The 26125-nt window shown below is 43.6% G+C and carries 22 protein-coding genes and 2 pseudogenes; 9 read left to right on the forward strand and 15 right to left on the reverse strand.

What is annotated here, in order from left to right:
- Positions 1-64: 64 nt before the first annotated feature.
- Together AC0VYI_RS04660 and AC0VYI_RS04665 are read left to right on the forward strand one after the other, a co-directional pair.
- Positions 65-424: pseudogene (locus tag AC0VYI_RS04660) on the forward strand (transposase); the annotation flags it as partial.
- A gap of 150 nt (positions 425-574) precedes the next feature.
- Entirely contained in the window at positions 575-1702 is a 1128-nt protein-coding gene (locus tag AC0VYI_RS04665) for an ROK family transcriptional regulator (RefSeq protein ID WP_475447634.1), read from the forward strand.
- Positions 1703-1754: 52 nt separating this feature from the next.
- On the opposite strand, the gene mltA is transcribed toward AC0VYI_RS04665, so the two are convergent.
- The 4 genes from mltA to AC0VYI_RS04685 all read right to left on the reverse strand — a co-directional run bounded on the left by mltA (position 1755) and on the right by AC0VYI_RS04685 (position 6545).
- A complete protein-coding gene (gene mltA / locus AC0VYI_RS04670; RefSeq protein ID WP_475447636.1) occupies positions 1755-3065 on the reverse strand; it encodes a murein transglycosylase A in 1311 nt (436 codons plus the stop codon).
- Between the two features lie 152 nt (positions 3066-3217).
- Entirely contained in the window at positions 3218-3796 is a 579-nt protein-coding gene (locus tag AC0VYI_RS04675; protein ID WP_475447638.1) for a DNA-J related domain-containing protein, read from the reverse strand.
- Positions 3797-4212: 416 nt separating this feature from the next.
- The gene (locus tag AC0VYI_RS04680; RefSeq protein WP_475447640.1) at positions 4213-6081 is read right to left on the reverse strand and encodes a methyl-accepting chemotaxis protein; all 1869 of its coding nucleotides are present in this window, start codon (positions 6079-6081) and stop codon (positions 4213-4215) included.
- A gap of 200 nt (positions 6082-6281) precedes the next feature.
- Positions 6282-6545, reverse strand: a complete 264-nt coding sequence (locus AC0VYI_RS04685) for a hypothetical protein (protein WP_475447642.1) — start codon at positions 6543-6545, stop codon at positions 6282-6284.
- Positions 6546-6659: 114 nt separating this feature from the next.
- Between AC0VYI_RS04685 and AC0VYI_RS04690 the strand changes: the two genes are divergently transcribed.
- The 3 genes from AC0VYI_RS04690 to AC0VYI_RS04700 all read left to right on the forward strand — a co-directional run bounded on the left by AC0VYI_RS04690 (position 6660) and on the right by AC0VYI_RS04700 (position 9349).
- Positions 6660-7088 carry a transposase gene (locus AC0VYI_RS04690; RefSeq protein WP_475447644.1) on the forward strand — a complete coding sequence of 143 codons (429 nt, stop codon included), beginning with the start codon at positions 6660-6662 and terminating at the stop codon, positions 7086-7088.
- 122 nt (positions 7089-7210) lie between these two features.
- Positions 7211-8314 carry a transposase gene (locus AC0VYI_RS04695; protein ID WP_475447646.1) on the forward strand — a complete coding sequence of 368 codons (1104 nt, stop codon included), beginning with the start codon at positions 7211-7213 and terminating at the stop codon, positions 8312-8314.
- 198 nt (positions 8315-8512) lie between these two features.
- The gene (locus AC0VYI_RS04700) at positions 8513-9349 is read left to right on the forward strand and encodes a transposase (RefSeq protein ID WP_475447648.1); all 837 of its coding nucleotides are present in this window, start codon (positions 8513-8515) and stop codon (positions 9347-9349) included.
- 12 nt (positions 9350-9361) lie between these two features.
- Here the strand turns inward: AC0VYI_RS04700 and AC0VYI_RS04705 are convergent, their stop codons facing one another.
- From AC0VYI_RS04705 to AC0VYI_RS04720, 4 genes are all read right to left on the reverse strand, one after another.
- Entirely contained in the window at positions 9362-9529 is a 168-nt protein-coding gene (locus tag AC0VYI_RS04705; RefSeq protein ID WP_475447650.1) for a phage integrase N-terminal SAM-like domain-containing protein, read from the reverse strand.
- Positions 9530-9602: 73 nt separating this feature from the next.
- Entirely contained in the window at positions 9603-10547 is a 945-nt protein-coding gene (locus tag AC0VYI_RS04710) for an IS1595 family transposase (RefSeq protein ID WP_475447652.1), read from the reverse strand.
- A 121-nt stretch (positions 10548-10668) separates the two neighbouring features.
- Complete coding sequence (locus tag AC0VYI_RS04715) at positions 10669-12069, reverse strand: DEAD/DEAH box helicase (protein ID WP_475447654.1); 1401 nt, start codon at positions 12067-12069, stop codon at positions 10669-10671.
- Entirely contained in the window at positions 12069-12596 is a 528-nt protein-coding gene (locus AC0VYI_RS04720) for a hypothetical protein (RefSeq protein WP_475447656.1), read from the reverse strand. Before AC0VYI_RS04720 ends, AC0VYI_RS04715 begins: the two co-directional genes overlap by 1 nt.
- A gap of 102 nt (positions 12597-12698) precedes the next feature.
- On the opposite strand from AC0VYI_RS04720, the gene AC0VYI_RS04725 reads away from it, so the two are divergent.
- Positions 12699-13001: a helix-turn-helix domain-containing protein gene (locus tag AC0VYI_RS04725; protein WP_475447658.1), complete on the forward strand. Its 303-nt coding sequence runs from the start codon at positions 12699-12701 to the stop codon at positions 12999-13001.
- 5 nt (positions 13002-13006) lie between these two features.
- On the opposite strand, the gene AC0VYI_RS04730 is transcribed toward AC0VYI_RS04725, so the two are convergent.
- The 3 genes from AC0VYI_RS04730 to AC0VYI_RS04740 form a co-directional block, all read right to left on the reverse strand.
- Positions 13007-14538, reverse strand: a protein-coding gene (locus tag AC0VYI_RS04730; protein WP_475446551.1) for an IS3 family transposase whose coding sequence is annotated in 2 segments (ribosomal slippage) — positions 13007-14094 and positions 14094-14538 — 1533 coding nt in all. Because the reading frame shifts where the segments join, the coding sequence is not laid out codon by codon here.
- Positions 14539-14922: 384 nt separating this feature from the next.
- Positions 14923-15180 (reverse strand): IS3 family transposase, encoded by a 258-nt coding sequence (locus tag AC0VYI_RS04735; protein WP_475447660.1) that lies wholly within the window; start codon positions 15178-15180, stop codon positions 14923-14925.
- 292 nt (positions 15181-15472) lie between these two features.
- A protein-coding gene (locus AC0VYI_RS04740; RefSeq protein WP_475447662.1) for an IS3 family transposase occupies positions 15473-17004 on the reverse strand; the annotation gives its coding sequence in 2 pieces (ribosomal slippage) (positions 15473-16560 and positions 16560-17004; 1533 coding nt in all).
- Between the two features lie 226 nt (positions 17005-17230).
- On the opposite strand from AC0VYI_RS04740, the pseudogene AC0VYI_RS04745 reads away from it, so the two are divergent.
- Together AC0VYI_RS04745 and AC0VYI_RS04750 are read left to right on the forward strand one after the other, a co-directional pair.
- Positions 17231-17392: pseudogene (locus AC0VYI_RS04745) on the forward strand (YjbQ family protein); the annotation flags it as partial.
- Between the two features lie 304 nt (positions 17393-17696).
- On the forward strand, positions 17697-18968 hold the full coding sequence (locus tag AC0VYI_RS04750) for a cation:proton antiporter (RefSeq protein WP_199477918.1): 1272 nt from the start codon (positions 17697-17699) through the stop codon (positions 18966-18968).
- 96 nt (positions 18969-19064) lie between these two features.
- Here AC0VYI_RS04750 and AC0VYI_RS04755 read toward each other — a convergent pair whose 3' ends face one another.
- From AC0VYI_RS04755 to ilvD, 3 genes are all read right to left on the reverse strand, one after another.
- Entirely contained in the window at positions 19065-20303 is a 1239-nt protein-coding gene (locus tag AC0VYI_RS04755) for a sensor domain-containing diguanylate cyclase (protein WP_233407924.1), read from the reverse strand.
- Between the two features lie 24 nt (positions 20304-20327).
- Complete coding sequence (locus AC0VYI_RS04760; RefSeq protein ID WP_475447665.1) at positions 20328-21170, reverse strand: 23S rRNA (adenine(2030)-N(6))-methyltransferase RlmJ; 843 nt, start codon at positions 21168-21170, stop codon at positions 20328-20330.
- 143 nt (positions 21171-21313) lie between these two features.
- Entirely contained in the window at positions 21314-23158 is a 1845-nt protein-coding gene (gene ilvD / locus AC0VYI_RS04765) for a dihydroxy-acid dehydratase (RefSeq protein ID WP_475447667.1), read from the reverse strand.
- Positions 23159-23297: 139 nt separating this feature from the next.
- On the opposite strand from ilvD, the gene AC0VYI_RS04770 reads away from it, so the two are divergent.
- Positions 23298-24518 (forward strand): EAL and HDOD domain-containing protein, encoded by a 1221-nt coding sequence (locus tag AC0VYI_RS04770; protein WP_475447669.1) that lies wholly within the window; start codon positions 23298-23300, stop codon positions 24516-24518.
- Positions 24519-25763: 1245 nt separating this feature from the next.
- Here AC0VYI_RS04770 and fdxA read toward each other — a convergent pair.
- Entirely contained in the window at positions 25764-26087 is a 324-nt protein-coding gene (gene fdxA, locus AC0VYI_RS04775; protein ID WP_199477914.1) for a ferredoxin FdxA, read from the reverse strand.
- Positions 26088-26125: the final 38 nt, after the last annotated feature.

A 26125-nucleotide genomic window follows, 5' to 3' on the forward strand; every position in this document is an offset into this window, starting at 1 on the left:
GGACTAAAATTTCGCCAATTAATGGCGCTTTAGCCCCAAAAAGTTGCAGAATCAGTGAGTTTGTATGAAGACTCGTCAAACAAAGCAAGATCCGCAGAAGGATGTATTCCGGCCTCAGCTAATTGATATGATTAACCCCACTCATGCACTCGTTCGATTGGCTAAAGTACTGGATTGGAATCGGTTGGATGCCGAATTAGGGACGCATTTCTCGACGGTTGGTACTGCCGCTCTGCCCACTCGCTTGATGGTAGGGCTACTGTATTTACAGCATATGTATAATTTGTCTGATGAAATGGTATTAGAGTAATGGCATGAATCGCCTTACTACCAGTACTTTGGCAGCGAGACCTTGTTCCAGCACAGCTTCCCTTGTTATCCAACCAGCCTTGTTAAATGGCGCAAACAGTTAGGAGAAGAAGGCTGAAAAGGATTTTTTACAGAAAGTACAGAAAAATAGCATGACACTTCTTGCCTGAAACGCCATTATTTAGGGACGACTATTTAGTTTAGTTGGTAGATTAGTGTGCATAATGAATGACATAACGAAGTAGGTGATGAAAAGAGTTCCTATATGAATGATGAAATAACAAAACAGATGAACATCTCTGCTAATGAGAGAATGATTTTAGATATTGTTCGTCGTTCACCTAATATGGCTCGATCAGCAATCGCAGGGTATACCAACTTGACGCAGCAATCGGTGCATCGAATTTTAGATAAACTATTAGAGTCTAATTACTTACAGCTAGGTGACTCTGTTGTTCAAGGACGGGGTAAGCCTAGTCCGAGTGTGAGTTTGAATTGCAGTGCCTTTTTTAGTATTGGTGTGTCACTTAATACCGACGAAATGAAGGTGAATTTAGTAAATTTTTGTGGGGAGACATTGATTCAAACAAATATCCCTTTTGCTCCAACAAATCGCGTTGAAACTCAACAATGGTTGAAGACCTTGCTTGATGGCTGGAGGCAAGCATTTATTGAAGTGCAAGATAGGATTGTCGGCGTTGGTTTTGCGATGACAGGGTATTTTGTAAAAGAAAAAGGTTGGATTCAACCGCCGATCCCCTTGCTGGATTGGGCGAATAGGGATATCCAAGCGGAGTTAGAATACTTGCTCGGTATGCCTGTGATATTGATCAATAATGCCACGACGGGGGCCATTGGCGAAGTGTTTTATGGTGCGGGCCTGCAATACAAAACGTTTGGTTATTTATCGTTTAATTATGGTTTTGGTAGCGGTGTTGTAATCGATGGCGAACCGTTCTTTGGGGCTTATGGTAATGCGGGGGAAATTGGTCGTATTTATACGGCAGAGGAAGCACCACAACGCCCCGCCTTATCTATGCTGATAAAAGCACTTGCAAAGCAAGGTATTGACCTGCCATCAGTTGCGAAACTCAAGACGCTGTTTGACCCCACATGGCCTGGGGTTGCTGAGTGGGTTGAGCAAACCACTCCGTATCTTTTGCGTGCTATCAATGCATTGAGAGGAGTGATTGACCCTGACGCGATTGTCTTGGGAGGCGAGATTCCCAAGTCGCTTGCCAATATGTTACTAGTCTCTTTGGAGAAATGTGAGATGAAATCCTCACAAGATATTTCTGTTTGGCCAAAGATGCTTATCAGTGAATTAGAAGATAATCCAGCGGTATTAGGGGCCGCCCTTCAACCGTTGAGGCAAACCTTTTTTCGCAAATAAGGGATGAACGGATGGGAGGAATAAGGGGCCTATGATATAGCCCCTTTTGGCACTATTTTTTCACTACTGGCGTAGCTTGATTGGATGTATTGTTGTGCGGCGTATTGCTGTTGGTGGTGACCTGGCTTGTCACTGGTGTGTTTGTCGCGGGTGTATCAGGTGGGGCGATAGGCGATTCTGTCGCTGCTTTTTCGATTATTTCTTTTTCTCTTGGCAGTAACAGCCATATTTTGCCAAAGTGCTTGAGCTGTCCCGCGTGCACTTGGGCTTCTTTGCCGATGCCTTGATACCAGTCGATATGACCTGGGCCCTTGATGGCTCCACCTTTGTCTTGCGCTAACAGTAAATGATACTCGTGGCCGATAAGGTTGCCCTTCTGATCCAATTTAGGCAGCTCTCCCAATAGAATCGAGCCCAGTGGAATCACAGCAGGGTCAACGGCAACAGAATAAAGTGGTGTTAACGGAACATTGGCGGCACCAATTGGATCAGGTTGTCCTTCAGAAAAAAACAAGTAGCTTTCATTGGTAGAGAGCAGTTCGCGGACCTGATCTGGGTGAGCTTTTAGCCACTGGCGAATGCTTTGTGCGGAGATTTTGGCTTTATCAATTTCTCCACGCTCGATTAACTCCTTGCCAAGGCTTCGATAGGCGCGTCCGTTGACGCCACCCCAAGAGAGCAGTTCTCGTTTGCCATTTTTAAATTCCACCACACCAGAGCCTTGAACTTGCAGGAAAAAGTTATCCACTAAACTTTTGCTGTAAGCAATTTCTAGACCTTGGCCTTTTAAGGCTCCTTCAAAATCAATTTGCTCGCGGGTGGGGAATTGGCCATTGGCATCGGTCTTGGAAGGCTTACGATATAAGGGGTAGCGATACAGACTGTCTGGCTTGCGGCGTACTTCAATAATGGGCACATAATAGCCTGTTATCTGGACATTGCCTCGCTGATCCTGCCCTGCCAGCTGTAAGGCTTCTAGTTTGGGGAAGTATTTTGGGTTGGCGAGCCAGTGTTGGACTTCTTGAGTGACGGTCTTTAGCTGATCCACGGTCACCGTGGTGTTGTCTAAGTGATAGGTGGTTTTCTCCGGCAGCCGAGCTAAGTAGGTTTCTTGTTGTTTGAGCCCCGTTTCAAAAATAGCGTCGGGATAGGGTAAGCCAGGCGGCAAGCTTTCTTTTAAATAGAGCGTATCGCGTTTTAAACCATTTTTATCGCGGCCATTATTATCAAAGGCATTGGATTGATCGATTTCAAATTGACTACAACCCACCAGAGTGATGACGGAAAATACGCCGAGTGTTTTGCAGGCCGTTCTTAAAACGTGTGAGTAAAACGAAAAATAGGATGGAAAAATTGACAGCATAACCAATATCTTATGATTTTTGAGTAAAACGTAGCTTCCTTATGATCGCTACCAGTAAGGGTTCATCTTGATGCTTGTTAGTCATCTAAACAATAGGGTTTACACTTTTCTCGCACACACTTTGAATGCTAGAGAGGATTGACGCTACTTTGTCAGTACATAAGACACTCATAGGCCTGCCTTAACGAAATAAACTGTTCCGTATCACCGCCTCGGTCAGGGTGGGCTTGATGGGCGAGCTTGCGATATTGTTTTTTAATTTCTTCTTTTGTTGGGTTTTTAGAGTCAATATGCAGTATTTCTAACGCCGCCGTTTTGTTGTCTAAATTATTGATGCCTTTATAAAAACTATCCAATAGTCGTATAACATCGTCTTCACTGGTTTTTTCGTACTCACTCCAATCAAGGTAATAAGCAGCAAGCTTGGCATCGACACTATCACTCACGTCTTGGCTTGAGGAAGTGACCATATCCTGATTCGGTATAAGACGAATGTGCATGGCGTTGATCGAGAGTGTCAGGGACTCTTCTTGCCATAAATTGCTTTGTAACTGATACAAAGCATTCATGATCAAAAAATGCTGACGAAACAGCTGTAGATTGGGGTCGTCAGCTAAGTGATGTAATTCCGGCACCTGCTCTCTAAGGTTCTTCAGAATATAAAACTCATCAACTCCTTGGGGATGGTCTCGCAATATGCTGAGTATCGGGCCTATTAACGGATTTCTCATACTAAATCACTTTCATACAAATAGTAGCAGTGTAGGTGATGACTAAGCGGTGGGTCAAAGCCGACCATGCAACAATATGTGTCGCTTGGTTAATAATCGTAGCAAAGGCTTTTCAAGTCGACATTTTAGCGTTACAAAACGAAATGAAGCATCAGCAGCGAACGAATAATCGGTTTTTGAAATACCTTAAATTCAGACAATAAGTCCAGTGAGCAAATTGCTCAGTTATCGACGGAGCTGACTGATTTGGTGATGCGTTTTAAACTGAAGCCTTGATGGCAAGATGTTGCTCTGGTCGACTGTTGTAATGGATCTCGCATTTCTATAGAAACTTTCTGTATAGAAAATCGATCTCCCTTTTTCTTGGAATGAATACAAAGAAAAAGGGAGATGAATACCATTAGAGGTAAATCCAACTAGATGGTAAATCGAGCGATTTGCTCTTCTAATCTGTTCGCTAACTTCGCTAACGATTCTGCGCCTTTCGTGCTTTCTTGTGACTCAATGGCCAAATTATTAGCAATTTCTTTAATCGAGTGGCTGTTGTTCGAGATATCCGTTGTCACGATGTTCTGCTCTTCCGCAGCACTGGCAATTTGCAACGACATGTCACTAATGCGTTGCACGGACTCTTGGATCGCCCCCAAACTTTCGGCGGCAGATACCGCTTCTTGCACAGAATCATTAGCAATTGATTGACCAGAGTGCATAATGTCAACGGCTTTTCGCGTTGTGCTATTCAATCCATCAATCATTTCTTTGATTTCTTCCGTCGAGCTGTGGGTTCTTTGGGACAAAACGCGAACTTCGTCCGCTACCACGGCAAATCCCCGACCTTGGTCACCTGCACGCGCTGCCTCAATGGCAGCGTTTAGCGCAAGTAGGTTAGTTTGCTCCGCGATATTTTGAATGGTGACCAAAATACCACTAATACTCTGCACTTGATCGTCTAAATTACCAATGATGCCAGATGCTTCATTGACTTGCTCAGCAAGGCGACTGATTGACTGCTTACTCTTAAGAACCTGATCGTTGCCCGCTTGGCTATTTTGGAAAGCTTCTTTCGATACATTGGCTGTATTTTCTGCGTTGCTGGCAATATCGTTTGTTGCCGTCGACATTTGGCTAACGGCTGTGGCAACCGATGTTACTTCATCCAATTGTACCTTCAAATCACGGGATGATTGGGTCGCTAGACGATGTGAGTCCTGAGCCAATGAGTTCAAGTTGGTCGAAAGAGATTTAATCTCTGAAATAATGCCTGCTAGGGTTTGCATAAATCCGTTGAAGTGACGTGCCAAATCGCCAATTTCGTCATTGCTGGTTTCAGGAATACGGGTTCTAAGGTCTCCCTGACCATTATTCATTTCAGCCAGAACGGCATTAACTTGACCAACCCCTTTAAGTAGTTTACGGCTCAGTAAGCTCATGAGCAAACTCACCAATAGCGCGGCAATCACCATGGCAATAACAAGTGAGATCAGTAGATGTGTTAAAGGCGCCATTGCTGTTGCTTTATCCAATTGAAAGCAGATTACCCAATTGGTATTTGGAACAGCAATGCCTGTCACTAAAACATCCCCTTGGGTCGATTGTGTTTCCATCAAGGTTCCTTGGGACTGCAAAGCGACATCCACGCCATAGCCCAAAACGTCTTTCATTTGCTTGTTAGCAAATTGGGGATTCGGGTGGGCGATAATCAAACCTTGATTCGTGGCTAAAAAGACTCGGCTATTGGCCATCATTTTAATGTCTAGAATGCCCTTGGTAATGCTTTTCAAATTAATATCTGCACCAACAACGCCTTTCATACTCGTTCCATCGGTGACTTTTTGTGCGGCACTAATGATCATTTTATTAGTCGATGCGTCCACATAAGGGTCTGTGTATTCTACTTGGTCAGAGCTTAATGCATCTTTATACCAAGGTCGTTTACGAGGATCATAACCGGCGGGCAAAGGCGCATCCCAACTTTGAATCATTCTCCCATCAGTGGTTCCCATATAAGCCAAATCGAAATCACCCGACTTCTGCGCTTGAAATAGCGTGTCGGTGGTCACGTCATGTTTTTTAAGATAATTACTTAACGCTTCGATTGAGGACGATTTCGCGTGAACCCATTCAGCAATCGTCCGAGACTCCCCTTGCGCGATAGACGAAACTTGTGTGTTTAGTCCTTCCATAAGGGTTGCTTTAAGTTGAAAATAGCCGAAACCGCCAACAATTAAGGCAACGATAATGGCCGAGGCAAAGACTACTAGCGAAAACTTACGCTGCAATGTCATGACGGTAATCTCCAAAATATATTAAAAGCAATGTGAACAACGTTTTATGATCTCTTCATTAGCACAATGAATTTTTTATCAACGCTTATATTAGAATGTACTGAACTGTTATGTGCCCATCACTTTAGAGGTTTGGGCAATGGTTAATGAATCAATCTCAGTAAACTGTCGCATAGTATTCCTTAAGGCTAAAGCCCAACCTACAATTGCCCTAAGTCTATCTTATGGGCGATTTTTTCCATCACCTGAATCAGCCCGCCATTAAAAAGAAACTCATCGGTAAACAGATACTTTTTTGCAAAGATACCTTTTTTCCTGTCTAAGGTGACAAATGAGTACCCGCCGCCACCATTACCATCAGCATTAAAAGCTCTCCCTAATTTAAAGCGCTCTCCATTGATTTCAGTTAGGTCGTGAAAGGTGCCCTTGGGTAGCCCCCCTTCCAATGCCATTAACTTAAGCAATTAAGATGAATTAAACCTATAAATATCATATAATTAGACTCAAACAATCAACATAAAAAGGCTAATTTATGCTTGACGATCACGATCTAATACCGAAACAAAATTGTACATAATTTGACCAAGCTGATCCATTGTCCTGATTTCTTACAGCGCCACCGCTACTCCGATAAAGCTTTTACTCGCGAGCGCAAATTACCTTTCTCGCGTATCCTACTCTTTTTGCTTAATATGGTCAGAGGTGCCCTACAAGCCGAGCTCGATCTCTTCTTCAAACAACTTAATCAATCTGATATCAGTGAGCGTGAAGTGACCAAAGCGGCTTTTTCTAAAGCTCGAAAACAACTTAAGTATCAAGCTTTTATTGAACTGAATCAAAGTCTATGTCGCACCGTGGTCGATCACTCTGAGGCACGTTGGAACGGCTTTCGGATCTGTGCTGTGGATGGCTCTGTACTCAATTTACCTAACCACCCCGCCTTGCGTGAGCACTTCGATCCCAAGGCCTCTGGTCGCCCTCAAGCCAGAGCGTCTCAACTGAGGTAATTGCAAAACTGTCATTATGATCGACATTTTTTCGTAAAAAACGAAAAAAAGAGGAGGCGTGGGCTGCCGTTTCCGGCGACGATGACGATAGAGTTCTCACACAACATCGACATACCCACTCTATGAATACTACGACGCCCCAACAAATTATGCAACGCTGGCAAATCGTTCAAGGCCAATTGATTCCTACCTTACATCAAGAAATCGGGTCGCTGACCCCAAAACTTGAAAAACTGATTCCTATCTTGGAATGGTCTCGTATCGAAGAGTTTGTGACACGTTTCTCGTATCGGACGGGCCGTCCACCCCATGAACTGGCTTGGTTAGCCAACGCCTTTGTTGCCAAGGTGGTGCTTGGGCTCACGACCACGGTGCATCTAATAGAACGCTTGAGCATAGACAAAGCATTGCGGCGAATCTGTGGATTTCCGCTTCATAAAAAACGGCCATCAGCGTCCACTTTTTCTCGTGCTTTTGAGACGTTTGCCAAGGACAAGCTGGCCGAACGTGCCCACGAGGCACTGATCAAAACGCACTTTGGAGATCGTCTTATTGGACATATCAGCCGAGACGGGACGGCTATTGAGGTGAGAGAGCGTCCACAAAAAAACGACAAAAAGGAGACGGATAAACCCAAACCTAAAGGGCGACCCCGCAAGGACGAAGGCGAAGAGCGCCCGATCAAATTCACTGTGGCACGGCAACGTACTCAATGCTTGGAAGAGATACTTGAAGAGATCCCGACAGATTGCCGTCGTGGCACAAAATGCAATGCTCAAGGCTATAAAAACAGCTGGAACGGCTACAAACTTCATCTGGACATTGCAGACTGTGGCGTTCCTATCGCGGCTTTATTATCCTCAGCGTCCATGCATGACAGTCGAGCTGCGATCCCGCTATCACATATCAGCGCGACGCGGGTGACCAACCTTTATGATCTGATGGACGCCGCCTACTGCAGTATTGACCTGCATGAACACAGTCGAGAGTTAGGGCATGTGCCCTTGATAGATCACAACCCCAGAGGGGGCGAGAAAGAAGAGTTTGAACCGGCCGATGCGGTGCGTTATCGGGAACGTTCGGGGGCAGAACGAGCCAATGGCCGCCTCAAAGATGAGTTCACAGGTCGACACATCTGGGTACGTGGTGCGGTAAAAGTCATGAGTCACCTGATGTTTGGTATTTTAGTACTGAGCGTTGATCAGCTGCTTCGACTGCGGCAATAAATCGCTGAGAGAAAAAGGCATATATCGAGGGTATTATGCTTCTGGAGTGGTCTCAGAACGAGCCACTATGATCAAAAAAGAGAGAAAAACCATGATGACCTAGCCAAAGTAGGCAATGTGTAGAAAAACATGCTTAACGGAGCAAAAAAGAGCCTTTAAGGGGGCGATAAGTTATCCACAAACGATCAGTTGAGAGTTTTGCAAGATGCTCAACTGTATGATGTGCTGAACCAGATTACGTTAGATGCCACCCTAAGCCCGATGAAAACGGGTGAGCGGTCATTAGCGTTAGATCATTTAGAACACTCACAGCCGCAGGACCTGATCCTGTATGATCGCGGTTACCCCGCCTTCTATTTATTTGTCGCCCACCGCCAAAAAAATCGACACTTTTGCATTCGAAGTCCATGGAATTTATACAATGAAACTCGAGATTTTTATGTCTCTGGCAAGGCGGAACAATGGGTGACGATTACGCCGACGCGTGATGCCATCAAGACATGCTTGGAATTGGGATTGGCAACCGACCCGGTTCAAGTGCGACTGGTTCGTGTTGATCTCCCTAGTCATGACACGGAAATTCTGATCACCTCGGTGGACAGCTTACCCGTTGAGACCTTTAAAGCCTTGTATCATCTGCGCTGGGGTGTGGAAGAGGACTATAAGATGATCAAATCTCGTTTACAGGTTGAGCAATTTTCAGGACTGTCTATCGAGGCGGTGCAACAGGATTGTCATGCCAAAGTCTTGAGTAAAAACCTCGCCTCAGTTTTAGCCCAAGCGGCTCAAGAGCGGGTGGAACAGGAGACCCTACATCATCGTCATGAGTATCGAGTAAACGGAACGATGGTCTTATCCAAGCTCAAGGAGGTACTTCCTCGTTGGTTAAGTGGTCAAGAGATGGGCACCTGCTTTTTAATGCGTTTTCTAACATTGTTGTCAAACTATCGGGAGGCGATTCGACATAACCGTCAATTTGAACGGAAAAAGGGACGGCCTAAGATGTACAGTATGAGCTACAAAACCGTGTTATGAGTGTGGTTAGGCTTAAGTTAATGGCATTGCATTGTCACCCATTGAAGCGGGATGTCGCTTTCCATGGTAGTGGATGAAAGATGAAATCCATTTTAAGTAGGTTTGTACCGTACGAAGAGAATACTGTCTCAACAGCATGTATTCAGCAATATGATTCAAGAATGGTGATTTTGTTTTCATGAGAACACACTCCAAATATATGTATATAAATAAGGGCTATCCATTTAGAGCAACCAGACACTACATCTAGTGTTTATCTGGTTTTAATGCCCTTATAAGTTAAGGGTTTTGTTGTCACTGATTGCTCAAGTAATCGATAAAACAATAGCCCTCTAGACCGAGATTTTCTTCTATTAAATCTAAAGGTATATTCATCCAAATAGTAATCGAGCTGTTTAGATTGAACGGCACCTTGATAGGTTCCCAACAACCAGCGTTTCAGTAAAGAAGCCACTCGATGTACCCCTGGCATGGTTTCGTGGGCTGGTATATTTGAACCAAGATGTACGGTCTTTTTTCTTGAATATCCCATGTTATCAACGGAACCATAAGCCGCTGATCCGTCTGTGTGAATTTGACTATTCGGCTCAATAACATCTTTTATGAATTGCTCAATGTTGTTTTTTGTCGCTTTGTCGACCTGTCGTAATCTAATGCGACCAAACCCTTTTGGTTCTATTAACTCTATTGCAATCAACACAACAAATTTTTTCTTATCTTGTTGATTTATATCAACTACACCACCAACAAAGGTTTCGTCTACCTCAACAAGTCCAGATAATTTATCTCTTTCAGGGTTGATCATTGCGTAACGTAATCTATGTAATATCGCCCAAGCCGTTTGATAACTGCCAAGCCCGAGCAAACGCTGTATGCCAAGCGCACTCACCCCATTTTTTTGATTGGTGAGATACCAAATCGCAGCAAACCAATCCTTAAGAGGCGTTCTTGTTTTATCAAAAATCGTACCTGCGGTGACAGAAGTTTGTTTCCGACACTGAACGCATTTAAGTTTATTTTTGGGAAGAGTATAGGGCATATTATTTGCCAAACAATTGGGGCATATGAAACCATTAGGCCAACGAAGCGTGTGTAGATAATCACGACAAGCTTGCTCATCGTGAAACCAGTCAACAAATTGACCCCAATTTTTAGGGTAATCAATACCCGCTTTGAGTGAAGAAGATTTTTTGTTCATCACTATATATTGACATTGGTTGCTCTAAATGGATAGCCCTTATATATATACAGTATAGTTTTAAGCAGCGGTAATAACCAAGTGAATTTTTTTGTAAGAAGAAAGACTTTCGGTTGTTCGACTAAAAATGAGGCGGGATTTCAAGAGTGGCGGACTCCCATAAATAGTAAGAAATGATTTTCGATTTGAATGAAGACATTGTCAGTTCATTCAAGCATGTCTGTTTCAATAGATGATGATCGTTAGTCAAGATAAATTCATCAAAGTTAGTTTCTGCTGTGAACATGTCGTCTCTGTAAGAGTCTCGACTACCACCAATTGTTGAGCTTGGAGTGTCTATACTATTCAGCAACTCTTCTGTTTTTTGGTAGTTGTAAGTGCCTGGAATTGCTTTGTTTAGTCGCTCTGCAAACTCCACTAAATTTGGTTCTGCCAACATGTACATATTGGCAACATGTGACTGATATTTGGTCATTCGTATGATGCGCCCAAGGATCTGACGGAAGTAAAGTTCAGTGGTGACATCAGTAAGACTACAACAAACTTGTAGCCTTGGTATGTCTGTCCCTTCGCTGATCATGGCAATACTGATTATCCATTCGCTGTTGTCTTTACGGAAACGGTTAATAAGCTCGGGTGAGTCATCATGTCTACAGGATACTAAAGTAGACTCTTTATTGAAGTGGTCCAATAGTATGGATTGAATCTGTAAAGCATGTTCGTATGAAGATGCGACGATTAAGCCGCCAGCGTTAGGTGAGCTCCCTCTAAGAATATTCAATCGATGAACGCTTAATGAAAGTAAGTGCTTAATGACTTCAGGGTGTCTGATCACAGTTTGATAGCTTACTTCAGCTTCGTTTAGCAATGACTTCAAGCTAGTGTAGGTTCCAAATTTACTCGACCCCTTTACTGTTACTTTTTCAATATCAACTGCGGTAATTTGAGGCATCCGACAAACCTTGTCTTTAATTGCATCGACAAGATCATACGAGTAGTCACAGATAATGTTGCCTTCCGGATCGGAGTATTTAGCAAATGAAATTGGAAGTGTATCAGTGCGCCAAGGTGTGCCAGTAAGTGACAACGTATAAGTCGCTAAATGCTGTATCGTCGATATAAGTTGTAACCCCCATGCGTTTGCTGGTGAGTCTCCGTCACCTGCACAGTGGTGTATTTCGTCAAAAATGACCAAAACTCTAGTGGCTGCAAGATCGTTAATTAGTTCTGCTGCATTGCTAAGAGAATGATAAGTTCGGGAAGTGCCAATTGCTCCAAGCCTGCCATTAAACTTACGCTTTAATGTTTTTTCGAATGTCTTTTCAATGCTCTGTGAAACAATTCGAGATGGAGAAAAGCACACTACATAGTCGATATCACCATTGTTAATAAGCTCTTTTGCTATGTGAGCTGCAAGCAGGGTTTTACCCGCACCGGGGGAAGCCAACACAAAGAATTGAGATTGCTTCTTATAAGATGTTACTGCTTGAGAGAGGCACTGTTTTTGCCACGTCCTAAGCATTACATATTCCCTTTAGGTTGAGTCGTTTGAATAATCTTTTTGATGGCGTTTAATCGACCGTAGAGTCTTGTCGCTTTTTCTTTAGACTCATCTAGCAATTTCTCAATAGCTGGTCGCTTATGTGGGAATAGTCCTAAATATTCTTGATAGGCATCAATCTCTCCCAACAGTAGTTTTAATTCTGCATTGGCTTTCTTTTCTTCATCCAGCAGATGCACCTCATTTGAGCTTTGATTTGTATCTATAGTTTCTTCGTTTGGTAGCACACGAGGGCTTCTGTTTAGCATTAAAATCAATTCAGAAGTGAGGTGGTAGGTTCGAGCGTTACGCTCTCCACTGGCACTTAGGAGGCCTTCAGATGTTAGTCTGCTAACGTTTCTTGCTACTAGTCTCGTTGATTGGGCCAAATCAAGCTCAGTTGTACTGGATGCTAATTGAATGAGTTCTTTTCGTCTGATGCTGGTTCCTTCCATGCGTTGCAAGAGCTCTTTGAACTGTTTATTCAAAGAAAATGGTTTAGATGTCATGTTTATGTCTCAAAAAACTATAAAACTTAGGATTGCTAAGTATACAGAAATAAGTAAAACTTAGACAATCTAAGTACATGAGACTTTAAAGATGAAACTACTTTGTCAGATAACCCAATACCACGGCGGCTTAAACAAGCCCGCAATAAAATCGGCATATCCCAGAAAGAGCTTGGGATCAAAATAGGTATGGACGCGAGTTCTGCTAGTGGCCGTATGAATCATTATGAGAAAGGACGGCATTCGCCTGATCTCGAAACATTGAGAAAAATTGCTCAAGAGCTCAATGTACCGCTGAACTACTTTTTATGTGAAGACGATCTAAGTGCTGAACTAGCGTGCTTGATTTCCCGCTTGAACGACAGTTCCAAGAAAGCGGCGTTTTTCAAGGTAGTTGTCGCCTAAAATAATTAAGCAGCGTCTTTGTGTTGCTCTGGATTTAATTCCACATCACCTATTGGCTGCCAGTTTCTTTCTGCTTTTGACCAACGCTCAGGACGCTCTTTCCTTTTTTGCTGATACAAGTTCGCTCGCTTTGCTAATATCACTTTATCAAGCCCAGCATGTCTTTGGCTGGGCGTGACAAACTGGATTCGACTATGGCGATGCTCATGGTTATACCAATACACGAACTCTTTGACCCACTCTCGCGCATCTTCTAGGGTTTTAAATCCCTCTGACGGCCATCTAGGGTGATATTTCACCGTTCTAAACAGCGATTCTGAGTACGGGTTGTCGTTACTCACCCTTGGTCGACTTCGAGAGGTCACAACACCAAGATCATACATTTTCGCTCTCATCGTTAAACTCTTCATGGGGGCACCGTTATCTGAGTGTAAGACGAGGTCTTTTTTAAAGCATCTTTCCACCCAGACACTGCGCTCCAGTAAATCGGCGGCATGCTCTCCCGTTTCTTGATGATGCACTTCCCAACCCACTATTTTTCGACTGTAAATATCTTCTATCATGTACAGGTAGTAATGCTGACCAATCACCGTGGTTGGCAAATAGCTAATGTCCCAACTCCACACCTCATTGGCTTTTTTAGCCGTGTAGCTCGTGGGCTTTTTATGGACATTCCTTGGTGCTGCTTTTCCTCTGTGATGGAGCATATTTTCCGCTTTTAAGAGACGATAAAAGCTGGATTCTGAGGCAATATACTCACCTCTATCGGCCAATATAGGCACGATTTGGCTGGGTGGTAACGAAGCAAACTCGTCACGGTTGCAGACCTCAATCATCGTCTGCCGTTCTACCTCGCTCAGTTTGTTCGCTGGGGCGGGCCTTGTCGATGTGACTCTTCTATCCTCCCCAATAGAACCCTCTCTACACCAACGCTGTAACGTCCTGACCGATAATCCAATCACCTCGCAGGCAGGCTCTTGCCGTGCACCGGACTCGACCGCATGACGGATCCACTGCGAATACTTTTGCCTATCGGCCAGCGTGATTAGCTGTCCTCTTTTTCCTCCCAATAGGCATCGAACTTTTTTCCCAGCACAAGTAACGCTGCACTTTCTGCTAACGCTTTCTCTTTTCTTCTCAGTTCTCGCTCTAGCTCTTTAATGCGTTTTTTATCCGACTGTTGCTCAGCCGTGGTCTTTTTCTTCTCTTTCACTGTATTCCCAGCAATACAAGCCTGTTTCCACTGTTTTACTTGCTCAGGGTACAGGCCTTTCACACGGCAATACTCATTAAGCTCCGCTTCAGACAAGACGGCGGTTTCAAGTACGACAGCAAACTTTTCTTCATTTGACCACTTATCTGATGAACTCACTTTTGACTCGCTAAATCCTGATGTGTTGAATTGCTTTTGCCAACTATACAGGGTAGAGAGCTTAATGCCTTCCTGTTCGGCAAACTCACGTCTCGACAACTCGCTTTGGATGAGTTTCTGTAAGATGGCTTCTTTAAAGGCACTTGAATGTCTTTGGTAATCCACTGGTTTTCACTTACCGTCCCCTGTCTGTTTTATAATATCAAATGAGGCGACAACTATCCTGACACAGGGGGAAAGCATTAATCACTGAGTTGGAGAAGTTGGAAGACTTAGAGTTAGAAAAAGTCGTAGAACAACGTAAAGACTCACCTGAGATTGCTATAGATATCAAAGATTTGTAGTTCATTATACCTAGTTATAGGTCGTGTTAGACCTTGACCCTTGAGTAATTAAGACACCTCACTTTGTGCAGTGAAATTGAGCCTAAGTACAAGTTCCAGTACACCCTAATCTGTAATATCTAAATTATAGTTCTATAATTAAAAACATAAAGTTAGTGCGGTTTAGGGGATTATCATTTTGAATGATTGGACTTCCCAGAGTTTGCTAGACAGTAGGAACTTCTAAAAAATACTTTTCTTCGAACTTAGCAGGTGACACGCCACCTGTATGCGAACGCCGTTTTATCGGATTGTAGAACATCTCAATAAAATTAAATATTTCACCTTTCGCTTCCTCTCGTGTCGAGTAGATCTTTCGTTTTGTCACCCTCTTCTTGAAAGTCGCAAAAAAGCTTTCTGCCACCGCATTATCATGACAATTTCCTCGACGGCTCATTGATGGTGCTAAATTATGAGCCTTCATAAAAGCAAGATAGTCAGATGATCACGCATGGCTGTACACAGCTATTACAAGAGCGGAAGCTGAAATTCATATTGTTGGTAGTGAGGCCGACTTGAGAGCTATTACAACTGCGCCTAGCAATGCATCAAAGAGAAATAGTTACCTGAAAAACCTACTTGAGAAACCGTTTTGTGAATCATTTTGCTAATTCTAATTCACACTTTTACGTTTTTACGCTTCAGGTTTCTGTGCAAAATTCAATTCACACTTTAGCGTTTTCGGCGTTTTTCAAGGTAGTTGTCGCCTAAAATAATTAAGCAGCGTCTTTGTGTTGCTCTGGATTTAATTCCACATCACCTATTGGCTGCCAGTTTCTTTCTGCTTTTGACCAACGCTCAGGGTGCTCTTTCCTTTTTTGCTGATACAAGTTCGCTCGCTTTGCTAATATCACTTTATCAAGCCCAGCATGTCTTTGGCTGGGCGTAACAAACCGGATCCGACTATGGCGATGCTCATGGTTGTACCAATACACGAACTCTTTTACCCACTCTCTCGCACCTTCTAGGGTTTTAAACCCTTCTGACGGCCATCTAGGGTGATATTTCACCGTTCTAAACAGCGACTCTGAGTACGGGTTGTCGTTACTCACCCTTGGTCGACTCCGAGAGGTCACAACACCAAGATCATACATTTTCGCTCTCATCGTTAAACTCTTCATGGGGGCACCGTTATCTGAGTGTAAGACGAGGTCTTTTTTAACGCATCTTTCCACCCAGACACTGCGCTCCAATAAATCGGCGGCATGCTCTCCCGTTTCTTGATGATGCACTTCCCAACCCACTATTTTTCGACTGTAAATATCTTCTATCATGTACAGGTAGTAATGCTGACCAATCACCGTGGTTGGCAAATAGCTAATGTCCCAACTCCACACCTCATTGGCTTTTTTAGCCGTGTAGCTCGTGGGCTTTTTATAGACATTCCTTGGTGCTGCTTTTCCTCTGTGATGAAGCATATTTTCTACTTTTAACAGACGATAAAAGCTGGATTCTGAGGCAATATACTCACCTCTATCGGCCAATATAGGCACGATTTGGCTGGGTGGTAACGAAGCAAACTCGTCACGGTTGCAGACCTCAAGCATCCTCTGCCGTTCTACCTCGCTCAGTTTGTTCGCTGGGGCGGGCCTTGTCGATGTGACTCTTCTATCCTCCCCAATAGAACCCTCTCTACACCAACGCTGTAACGTCCTGACCGATAATCCAATCACCTCGCAGGCAGGCCCTTGCCGTGCACCGGACTCGACCGCATGACGGATCCACTGCGAATACTTTTGCCTATCGGCCAGCGTGATTAGCTGTCCTCTTTTTCCTCCCAATAGGCATCGAACTTTTTTCCCAGCACAAGTAACGCTGCACTTTCTGCTAACGCTTTCTCTTTTCTTCTCAGTTCTCGCTCTAACTCTTTAATGCGTTTTTTATCCGACTGTTGCTCAGCCGTGGTCTTTTTCTTCTCTTTCACTGTATTCCCAGCAATACAAGCCTGTTTCCACTGTTTTACTTGCTCAGGGTACAGGCCTTTCACACGGCAATACTCATTAAGCTCCGCTTCAGACAAGACGGCGGTTTCAAGTACGACAGCAAACTTTTCTTCATTTGACCACTTATCTGATGAACTCACTTTTGACTCGCTAAATCCTGATGTGTTGAATTGCTTTTGCCAACTATACAGGGTAGAGAGCTTAATGCCTTCCTGTTCTGCAAACTCACGTCTCGACAACTTGCTTTGGATGAGTTTCTGTAAGATGGCTTCTTTAAAGGCACTTGAATGTCTTTGGTAATCCACTGGTTTTCACTTACGTCCCCTGTCTGTTTTATAATATCAAATGAGGCGACAACTATCCTGACACAGGGGGTTTTACCCCATTCACACTTTAAAAAATGTGAATGGGGTAAAATGGTAGAGCTGATTATGTATAATCTTAGCTAAACTGACCGTGGTTACTGCGTTTAGGGCCTTATTCACTCACTCACGCACTAGTTCATTCACAAAATTTTGTCCCGTTAACGCAGTGCCCGCCCATATAAAAGCCAGTATGTTGGGATCCTCTCTCACCATACCTATCAAGAATGGCCTACTATATTTAGGCACTTGGCAGGGCATATATCTAGGAGAGCATCGAGATCATTCTGGGGCAAGGCGCTTGCTGATGACCTTACATGGGGAGTCTTAGGTGCTTTACTAATCAATAACTTTTTGCAGCGATAATACAAGAGGATAACTGCATGATCGCCCCAAATGATTACCATTTATGACAAAATATAGAATTAAATAGAATTTAGGTTTTTTATCTGTGATGATTGTGACTATTTTTGCCATAATCTGGTCGCTTTGCTGTTTAGTTTTTAAAACCAAGTATCGAATCTAAGAACACGCCTTCTCCAGATTGACACTCGCCATTGGTTTTTTGTTTTAAAGGCTTTTCTCACATAAGTCTGATACCCAGTTTAAATTTAAATTATCAATATGGAACCCAAATGAACGCGTGGTACTTTCTTTGTCTCTTATCCGTCGTGGCGATTTTTATCGCCTTCACCAATCAATATGTCCTCAAATTACAAACAACAATTGCGATAACAACGGGCTCCGTGGTGATTTCTTTGTTGTTAATGACACTGGCACATTTTTCCAGTAATGCGTTAACGAATGCCATCCAAACCTCAATGGAAGGCATCGACTTTAATTTATTGCTGTTGAAGGGAATGCTAGGGTTTCTATTGTTTGCGGGGGCCCTAGAGATCAATCTACATTTGCTGAGGCATCAGCGCTGGGAGATTGCCATCATGGCGTTAGGGTCGACATTAGCTTCAACCTTTATCGTTGGTTTCTTAAGTTATGCGCTGTTTCATGTATTGGGCTGGTCGGTACCACTGATTTATTGCATGCTATTTGGTGCCTTGATTAGTCCGACAGATCCCATTGCGGTCTTAGCAATTATTAAGAAAATGCATGCTCCGGATAAAATTTCGGTACAGGTTGAAGGCGAATCACTGTTCAACGATGGCGTTGGATTGGTGGTTTTTACGACGATTTTTGCTCTAGCATTCTCTGGTGAGTCGCCCACATTTCTAGGGGTCTCCCAATTGTTTTTGGTGGATGCTGTTGGTGGAATTTTATTTGGTGTGGTTATTGCCTTAGTGTCTCACTGGCTGATTTGTCGCAGTAATGACAGTAGTATCGAATTATTGATTACCTTGTGCATTCCAACAGCAGGCTATGCATTGGCAAACTTGTTGGATATTTCCGGTCCGCTGGCCATGGTGGTTAGCGGTATTTTCATCGGAAATGTCACCCGTACGGTAGGCTTCTCTGAACATAGTCAGCAAACCTTATCGCACTTTTGGCATACGGTTGATGCTTTCTTAAACTCCCTGTTGTTTATCTTAATTGGCCTGTTGTTAGTTGTGTTACCTGTGACTTGGGCTGAGGCTGGGCTTGGTATCTTAATGATTCCATTGGTTTTGCTGGCTCGCTTTATTAGTGTGGCCATACCCTATAAGGTATTTCGCCGTTACCGAACTTATGATGCCCACGCCATTAAGATTTTGACATGGGGTGGACTCCGTGGAGGGTTGGCATTGGCAATGGCTGCTTCGATTCCACGTAACAGCCTCATCATTAATGGCTGTGACTATCATACTTTGATAGTTATGATTACCTATGTGGTGGTGATTTTTTCGATTATTGTTCAAGGGTCGACCATATCACCGATTATCAAACGCAGTATTGAAGAAGGGAAAAGCCAATAAGCGATCTTGTTCGCTAAGGATGGCCGTTAGGGAGAGCGTAATAAATCCCCCAAGACCAGTCGGTTTTGGGGGATTTTATCTTCTTCAAGGAGTAGGTTATTGTGCTTGACTAGATGCTTTGATGTGTTCTAATCGACTTGTTTCTAAAGCATCGTTAGCACTTTGTGCGAGTTCTTCTATGTCTTCACCATCTTCTGGAAAAGCAGCAATGCCGAAACAGTAATCGAGTGGGTCCGCTTTGCCTTCTAGTAATAACGCTTTTTCTTTGTCGGTAGGATGAATAATGTGATTCAGCAACTGCATCGCATCCTTGATACTGGTATTTGGTAAAAGCAGCAGGAGTTTGTCGGGTTCGACCCTTGCTAATACATCGGCTTCACGAATTTTTTTATAAATGTGGCGGGCGAGTGTTTGAATTCTCAGGTTGCGAACTTCCATGGGTAAATCGGCTAGACGATTATGGGCATCTAAGTGAATTTTTGCCATGGTTAATGGGGTGTATTGACGTTTGGCAAGGCCAAGTTGCTTTCTGAAATGGGTCGCTGCGGCGCCTCGATTGAGTAGCCCAGTTAACTCATCAAAGGTGGCTTGAGTGCGCAAGTGTGCTTCAAGGGCTTTTTGTGGGCTGATGTCTTCCACAAAGCCAATGATTTTTTTAATGCTGCCATCAGGTCGCTTTGTATAAGTGCGTCCCCTTTCTTTTACCCAAATGTATTCGCCGTCGGCCTTGCGGATACGATACTCACATTCGTAATAACTTTGATGGTGAATAACATGTTCATTGACCGTATTATTCAATCTTTCTACATCGTCTGGGTGCACCATATGGTGCCATTCGCGAGTCGATTTAGGGGTTTGCTCTCGTGAGCAGCCAAGTAGTAATGCGATGGAAGCAGAGCAGGAAATGAGATCGGAGTCGGTTTCCCAAATCCATAAGCCAGCAGAGGATTCTGTTAACGCAAATTTTAGCAGGGTGTTTTCGGCATCGGCTAAATCCATGTGGTCGGTGTCATAGACACATGCCAACACATACTCGCCCATATGGTGAAATTCGAGCTGAGTATTGATCTGTTTAGTGCCGATGTTCAGTAAGCTTTCGCAACGATCAATGTCACCACGTTGAATTTGCTCGCAAAGATTGAGCCAGTCCTCAACGGACTTTGCTTCTTCGCTTAGCTCTATCCAAGAGTCACCAGGAGCCGCGTTAAAGTTTTCAAACAACATCGCGAAGCTGTGGTTGACAGCGTTTAGCTTGCCCGTTTTGCTTTCTATAATGAAAGCGGGGGTTGGCATATTGATAAAAGCCAACTCAAAAGGGTTATTCACGGTGCTCATTAGCTCTGCTCCTCTTAAAACAAGTTACTCTGGTGTGATCCAGCGAACTTGATAATTTGATTGGCCATCTTCGGCTAACAATTTGGTCAGCACAGGTAAGAAGTCTTTTGCCTCTTTTTCCAATGTCCAAGGTGGATTGACTATAATCATACCACTTCCAGCCATGCCGCGTTCCTGTTCCGTATCACGGATGCACATTTCAAGTAGTAATATATTGCGTATCTTGGTGTTTTCGACGTCTTTTAGCAAATTGTTTGCTTGTTTTCGACTGAGTACAGGATACCAAATGGCGAAGGTTCCCGTTGCAAAACGTTTGTAGCCATCTTGTAACGCAGTGACAACATGCTGGTAGTCTTTTTTGACTTCGTAAGGGGGATCCATGAGTACAAAACCACGTTTTTGCGGTGGTGGAAGCATGGCACGAACAGCATCAAAGCCGTTATCTTTGACTACATTGGCGCGACGTTTATTGGGAAAAAGGGCCGCCAATATAGGATAGTCGTTTGGGTGTAACTCACACAGGTGCATCTTGTCTTTTGGGCGAGTGTAGTAATCAACCACTTTGGGACTACCGGGATACATCGTCAATGTGTCGTTAGGATTCATTTCTCGAACAATGTCGAGAAAGTGCTCGACGGCGTCTGGCAAGTGGTTTTCACCAAGAAGGCGAGCAATGCCCGTTTGGAATTCTTTGTTTTTCTGTGCTTGTTCAGAGTCAAGTAAGTACTGACCAATGCCTGCATGAGTATCGAGATAGAAGAAAGGCGTGTCTTTCTTTGTCAGATGACGACAAATTTCACTGATTGTAATGTGTTTCAAAATGTCGGCGTGATTACCTGCATGGTAAATGTGACGATAGCTGAGCATGGTGTTCCTGTAATGAGTGAAGGAGTGGAGAAGATTCCGTTGTGCTCAATGATAATATGGCAACATAGGAATATAAAGAAAAAGGCTGCTCTGTCACGAGGATCAAAGGCAGCCTTTGTGTCTTAGGTGTTTTTACTGAGATCTTATTGAATTTGATCTAAATCGCGAACAGCACCTTTGTCTGCGCTGGTTGCGAAGTGTGCATAAACTTTAAGTGCAGGCGATACTTTACGAGCGCGCGCTTCGGCTGGCTTCCAAGCATCAGCGCCCTTGGCATTCATTGCATCACGGCGTGCTTGTAATTCCTCATCAGTGAGCAGAACATTGATACTGCGGTTTGGAATATCAATGCGGATGATATCTCCAGTTTCTACTAAACCAATGGCACCGCCTGCGGCGGCTTCTGGTGATACGTGGCCAATCGATAAACCCGATGTTCCACCTGAGAAGCGTCCGTCTGTCAGCAAAGCGCAGGCTTTTCCTAACCCTTTTGATTTGATGTAAGAAGTAGGGTAGAGCATTTCCTGCATGCCTGGGCCGCCTTTTGGTCCTTCGTAACGTACGATCACAACCTCACCCGCTTTTACTTTGTCCTCTAGGATGTTTTTAACCGCTTCATCTTGAGATTCTGTGATGTGAGCAGGCCCCTCAAATACCAAGCAGGACTCATCGACACCAGCACTTTTTACCACGCAGCCATCTAACGCAATGTTGCCATAAAGAACGGCCAAACCGCCTTCCATTGAGTAAGCGTTTTCGATGGAACGAATACAGCCTTCAGCGCGATCACCGTCTAGAGAGGGCCAACGTGTTGACTGGCTGAATGCGGTTTGTGTTGGAATTCCAGCAGGACCAGCTTTGTAAAGTTCCATTACTTCTGCTGTGGGAGCGCGCATAATATCCCATGTTTCCAGTGCTTCTAGCATGGTATTTGAGTGAACTGTATGACATTGATTATGTAAAATGCCTGCACGATCCAATTCGCCGAGTAGGCCAAAAATACCACCTGCACGGTGTACATCTTCAATGTGATATTTGGGAGAGTTTGGTGCGACCTTACAAAGTTGAGGTACACGACGAGAGAGTTGGTCGATGTTTTCCATGGTGAAATCCACACCCGCTTCGCGAGCAATGGCGAGCAAATGCAAGATGGTATTGGTGGAACCACCCATGGCAATATCGAGCGTCATGGCATTTTCGAAGGCTTCGAATGTGGCGATGGCTCTTGGTGCCCATTGAGGTTCATCGTTATCGTAGAAACGTTTGGTGATGTCGACGATACGACGACCTGCTTCAACGAATAAACGGTGACGATCTGAGTGGGTGGCTAAGACGGTGCCATTGCCGGGTAAACTTAAGCCAAGAGCCTCTGTCAAACAGTTCATTGAGTTGGCGGTAAACATACCTGAACATGAGCCACATGTAGGACAAGCAGAGCGTTCGTATTCAGCGACTTTTTCATCAGAAGCCGTTGGATCTGCCGCAATGACCATGGCATCAACTAGGTCCAGATTGTGCTCAGACAGTTTGGTTTTACCCGCCTCCATTGGTCCACCGGAAACAAAAATAACGGGGATATTAAGGCGCATGGCAGCCATTAGCATGCCAGGGGTGATTTTGTCACAGTTCGAAATGCATACGAGCGCGTCGGCGCAGTGGGCATTGACCATGTACTCGACTGAGTCCGCGATAAGGTCTCGAGACGGTAAGCTGTATAGCATACCATCGTGTCCCATTGCGATACCGTCATCGACGGCAATGGTATTAAATTCTTTGGCAACACCGCCGGCAGCTTCAATCTCACGACACACAAGTTGTCCTAGGTCTTTTAAATGAACATGGCCTGGTACAAATTGAGTAAACGAGTTGGCTACCGCTATAATGGGTTTATGAAAGTCATCATCTTTCATACCTGTTGCACGCCATAGAGCGCGAGCGCCTGCCATATTGCGGCCGGATGTAGTCGTTTTAGAACGATATGCTGGCATTGGTTTCCCCACAGTTTTTTTTGCTTTATATAGACGCACATGTTAACAAGTTTATTCACTATTCCCAATGATGTTTTTTAGGCAATATTAAGACATTGGCAATAGTGAAGTTTTTACATTAAGGCGAGAGCGAATAACTATGTCGAATAATTCGATCCTAAATTACGCACCGGTCTCATTGGCACGTCAACCAATTGTCGACAATAATCTTGCGATTATGGGCTATGAATTGCTTTATCGTAAAAGTGAGTATTCTCTCGTCGCTGAGGTGGTGGATGATATCGGGGCAACCGCACAAGTGATTACCGCGAGCCTGCTGGAAATAGGCATGGATAATCTAGTGGGCTCCAATAAGGCGTTTGTCAACTTTCCCCGTAGCTATTTGCTGAGTCCAAGCAGTGTACCGCTTGATCCTAATAAAGTGGTGGTGGAGGTTTTAGAAGGATCTGGTTTCGATGCTGTTCTCTTAGCTTCATTACGTCGTTGGGTGAAAAAAGGCTTTAAGATTGCCTTAGACGATTTTGTGTTTGAACCCAAACTGACGCCTTTTGTCGAGCTGGCTGATTACGTTAAGCTGGATATTTTGGCTCTGGGGCAAGATGAGTTTCATCGACAAGTTGAAGCACTCCGCGGCTTTGACGTGAAGATCATTGCCGAAAAGATTGAAACTTGGGATGAATACCATTTTTGCCGCTTACTGGAAGTGGATTTATTTCAAGGGTATTTCTTTGAGAGGCCGGAGACTATTTCTAGCAAGGGGTCAAAAGTCAATAGCATGACGTTACTGCAATTGATGGCGGAGATGCTAAAAAGTGATGATTTAAGTATTAATGAATTGGAGCGCATTGTGAGTCAGGATGTGGGGCTGGTTCATAAATTATTGCGCTATCTTAATTCTCCTTATACTGGTTTGGTGGCTTCAGTGGACTCGGTGCGTTTGGCAATCTCGCTGATTGGCATCAATCAGTTGAAAGCGTTAACGAATTTATTACTGATGTCTGAGATGACAGGTGATCGTCCAGTGCTCTTAGAGCAAATCATGGTACGCGCCAAGCACGCAGAATTGTTTGCCAAAAAACGCGGCTATGGTAATCACGATAAATACTTTCTAGCTGGCATGTTGTCCATGATTGACGTGTGCACTGGCATGAGTCTTGGTGATGTCTTGAAAGAGTTACCCCTTCCTAACGAATTTATTAATGCCATCATTAACAGAGCGGGTCGTGTCGGTCAGACGTTAGACTTAATTGAGTATTATGACAATGGACGCCAAGTGAAGCTTGAGAGTGATATTGCTGATCTTAGAGATACATATCTTGAAGCGATCCAGTGGACGGATCAATTTGTTTCAACGATTTAAGGGCTATTTTGTAGGTTATTTCTGACAATCCTGTAGGCCAATACATTTTGTTATGTCGGCTATTTGTCTTTTTATGATGTTTTGTTTTTATTTCATTGTTTTTAATAGGGTTTTTCTTTTTTTGGTGTTTTTCTTCTTACTTGTATCTAAAGCAAATTCTGTTAAATTTACCTTGTCGAACGGGAACAACATGGATGTATACAAGGGATTGACAGCATTGCATGAGGCAATGATGACAGTGGATAGGCAGGATGACTATTTTTCAGGACGCTCAACGGATGAGAATAAATCGCTCGGATAGCGATTGTTAACACTAGGATGGTGCTAGTACTAGGATGGTAAAAAGTCAGGATGATGTGCTCAATGGAAGAGTTACCGATAGGATGACGGTGAAAATAAGGCGGCTTAGGCTGCCTTTTTTTATTTCCATGATTTATCCTAAATAATACCATCACTTTTCACTTTTCACTTTTCACTTTTCACTTTTCACTTTTCACTTTTCACTTTTCACTTTTCACTTTTCACTTTTCACTTTTCACTTTTCACTTTTCACTTTTCAGGGCGCTTTATTATGGGCGTCTTTGTGTGCAGATTAACTTTACCCTCTGATGATCGAATACTGCCCGTTTTTTTAACTGCCAGTATCGTTTTTTTAGTGTCATTTTGAGTTTGAATGATATGGCGTAAAAGGATCTGTAGGCTATTTCTGACATATCTGTAGGATGTGTCTATAAATAGCGTCATATGAAAGGATAATAACATTCGGATTTTACCTAGTTGACTGTTTTATAAGGATTTATTCTGATATTTCTGGTTTTCACTCTGTTTGCTTCTTTTTTGTGAAGTGGTAAAGTTAATTCATCCACAGGGAACGGTGGAGGAACACAAAGGATGTGGTGCATAACAGGATGTTATGTTACTTAAATGGATTGGACTAGGATGTCTTTATTTCAGGGTTGAAACGGCAGGATGTCGAACTCAAAGGACGAGAAGCTGATAGGATGTCGGCGACAATAGGGTGGCTTTAGCCACCCTTTTTTTGTCTATCGCTTTGTTTTTTTCTTGACTGGTTAATTTATACAAGCTTTCTCTTTCATCTAGTCTTACAAGCTTGAGAGTGTTGTTTGATGTGTCATGCAAAAAAAAGCGACCGAAGCCGCTTTTTTTCTTAACTTTATCGCTACCTTACCCTGTTACTCTCTTACGTTGTCATTGCTTGCGTTAGTAAGGGTAAAGAGTTAAGTATTAACGCTCTAAATGTTCTAATTTGTCTTCAACACCGTCCCATTCTGCGGCATCGGGCAAAGCTTCTTTTTTCTCTGTGATATTAGGCCAGATTTGTGACAAGTCTTGGTTTAGTTCAACAAACACTTCTTGATTTTCTGGCAATTCATCTTCAGAGAAAATGGCGTTAGCAGGGCATTCTGGCTCACATAGGGCACAGTCGATACATTCGTCTGGGTTGATCACCAAAAAGTTAGGACCTTCATAGAAACAGTCAACAGGGCAAACTTCTACACAGTCAGTATATTTGCAGCGAATGCAGTTATCGGTAACGATGAAAGCCATCCGACCTCTCCTTACAAGCTTATAAAATTTGATTGCGC

The organism is Marinomonas sp. 63XJN7_9_ISO-PGPR-S23-217, assembly GCF_056173515.1.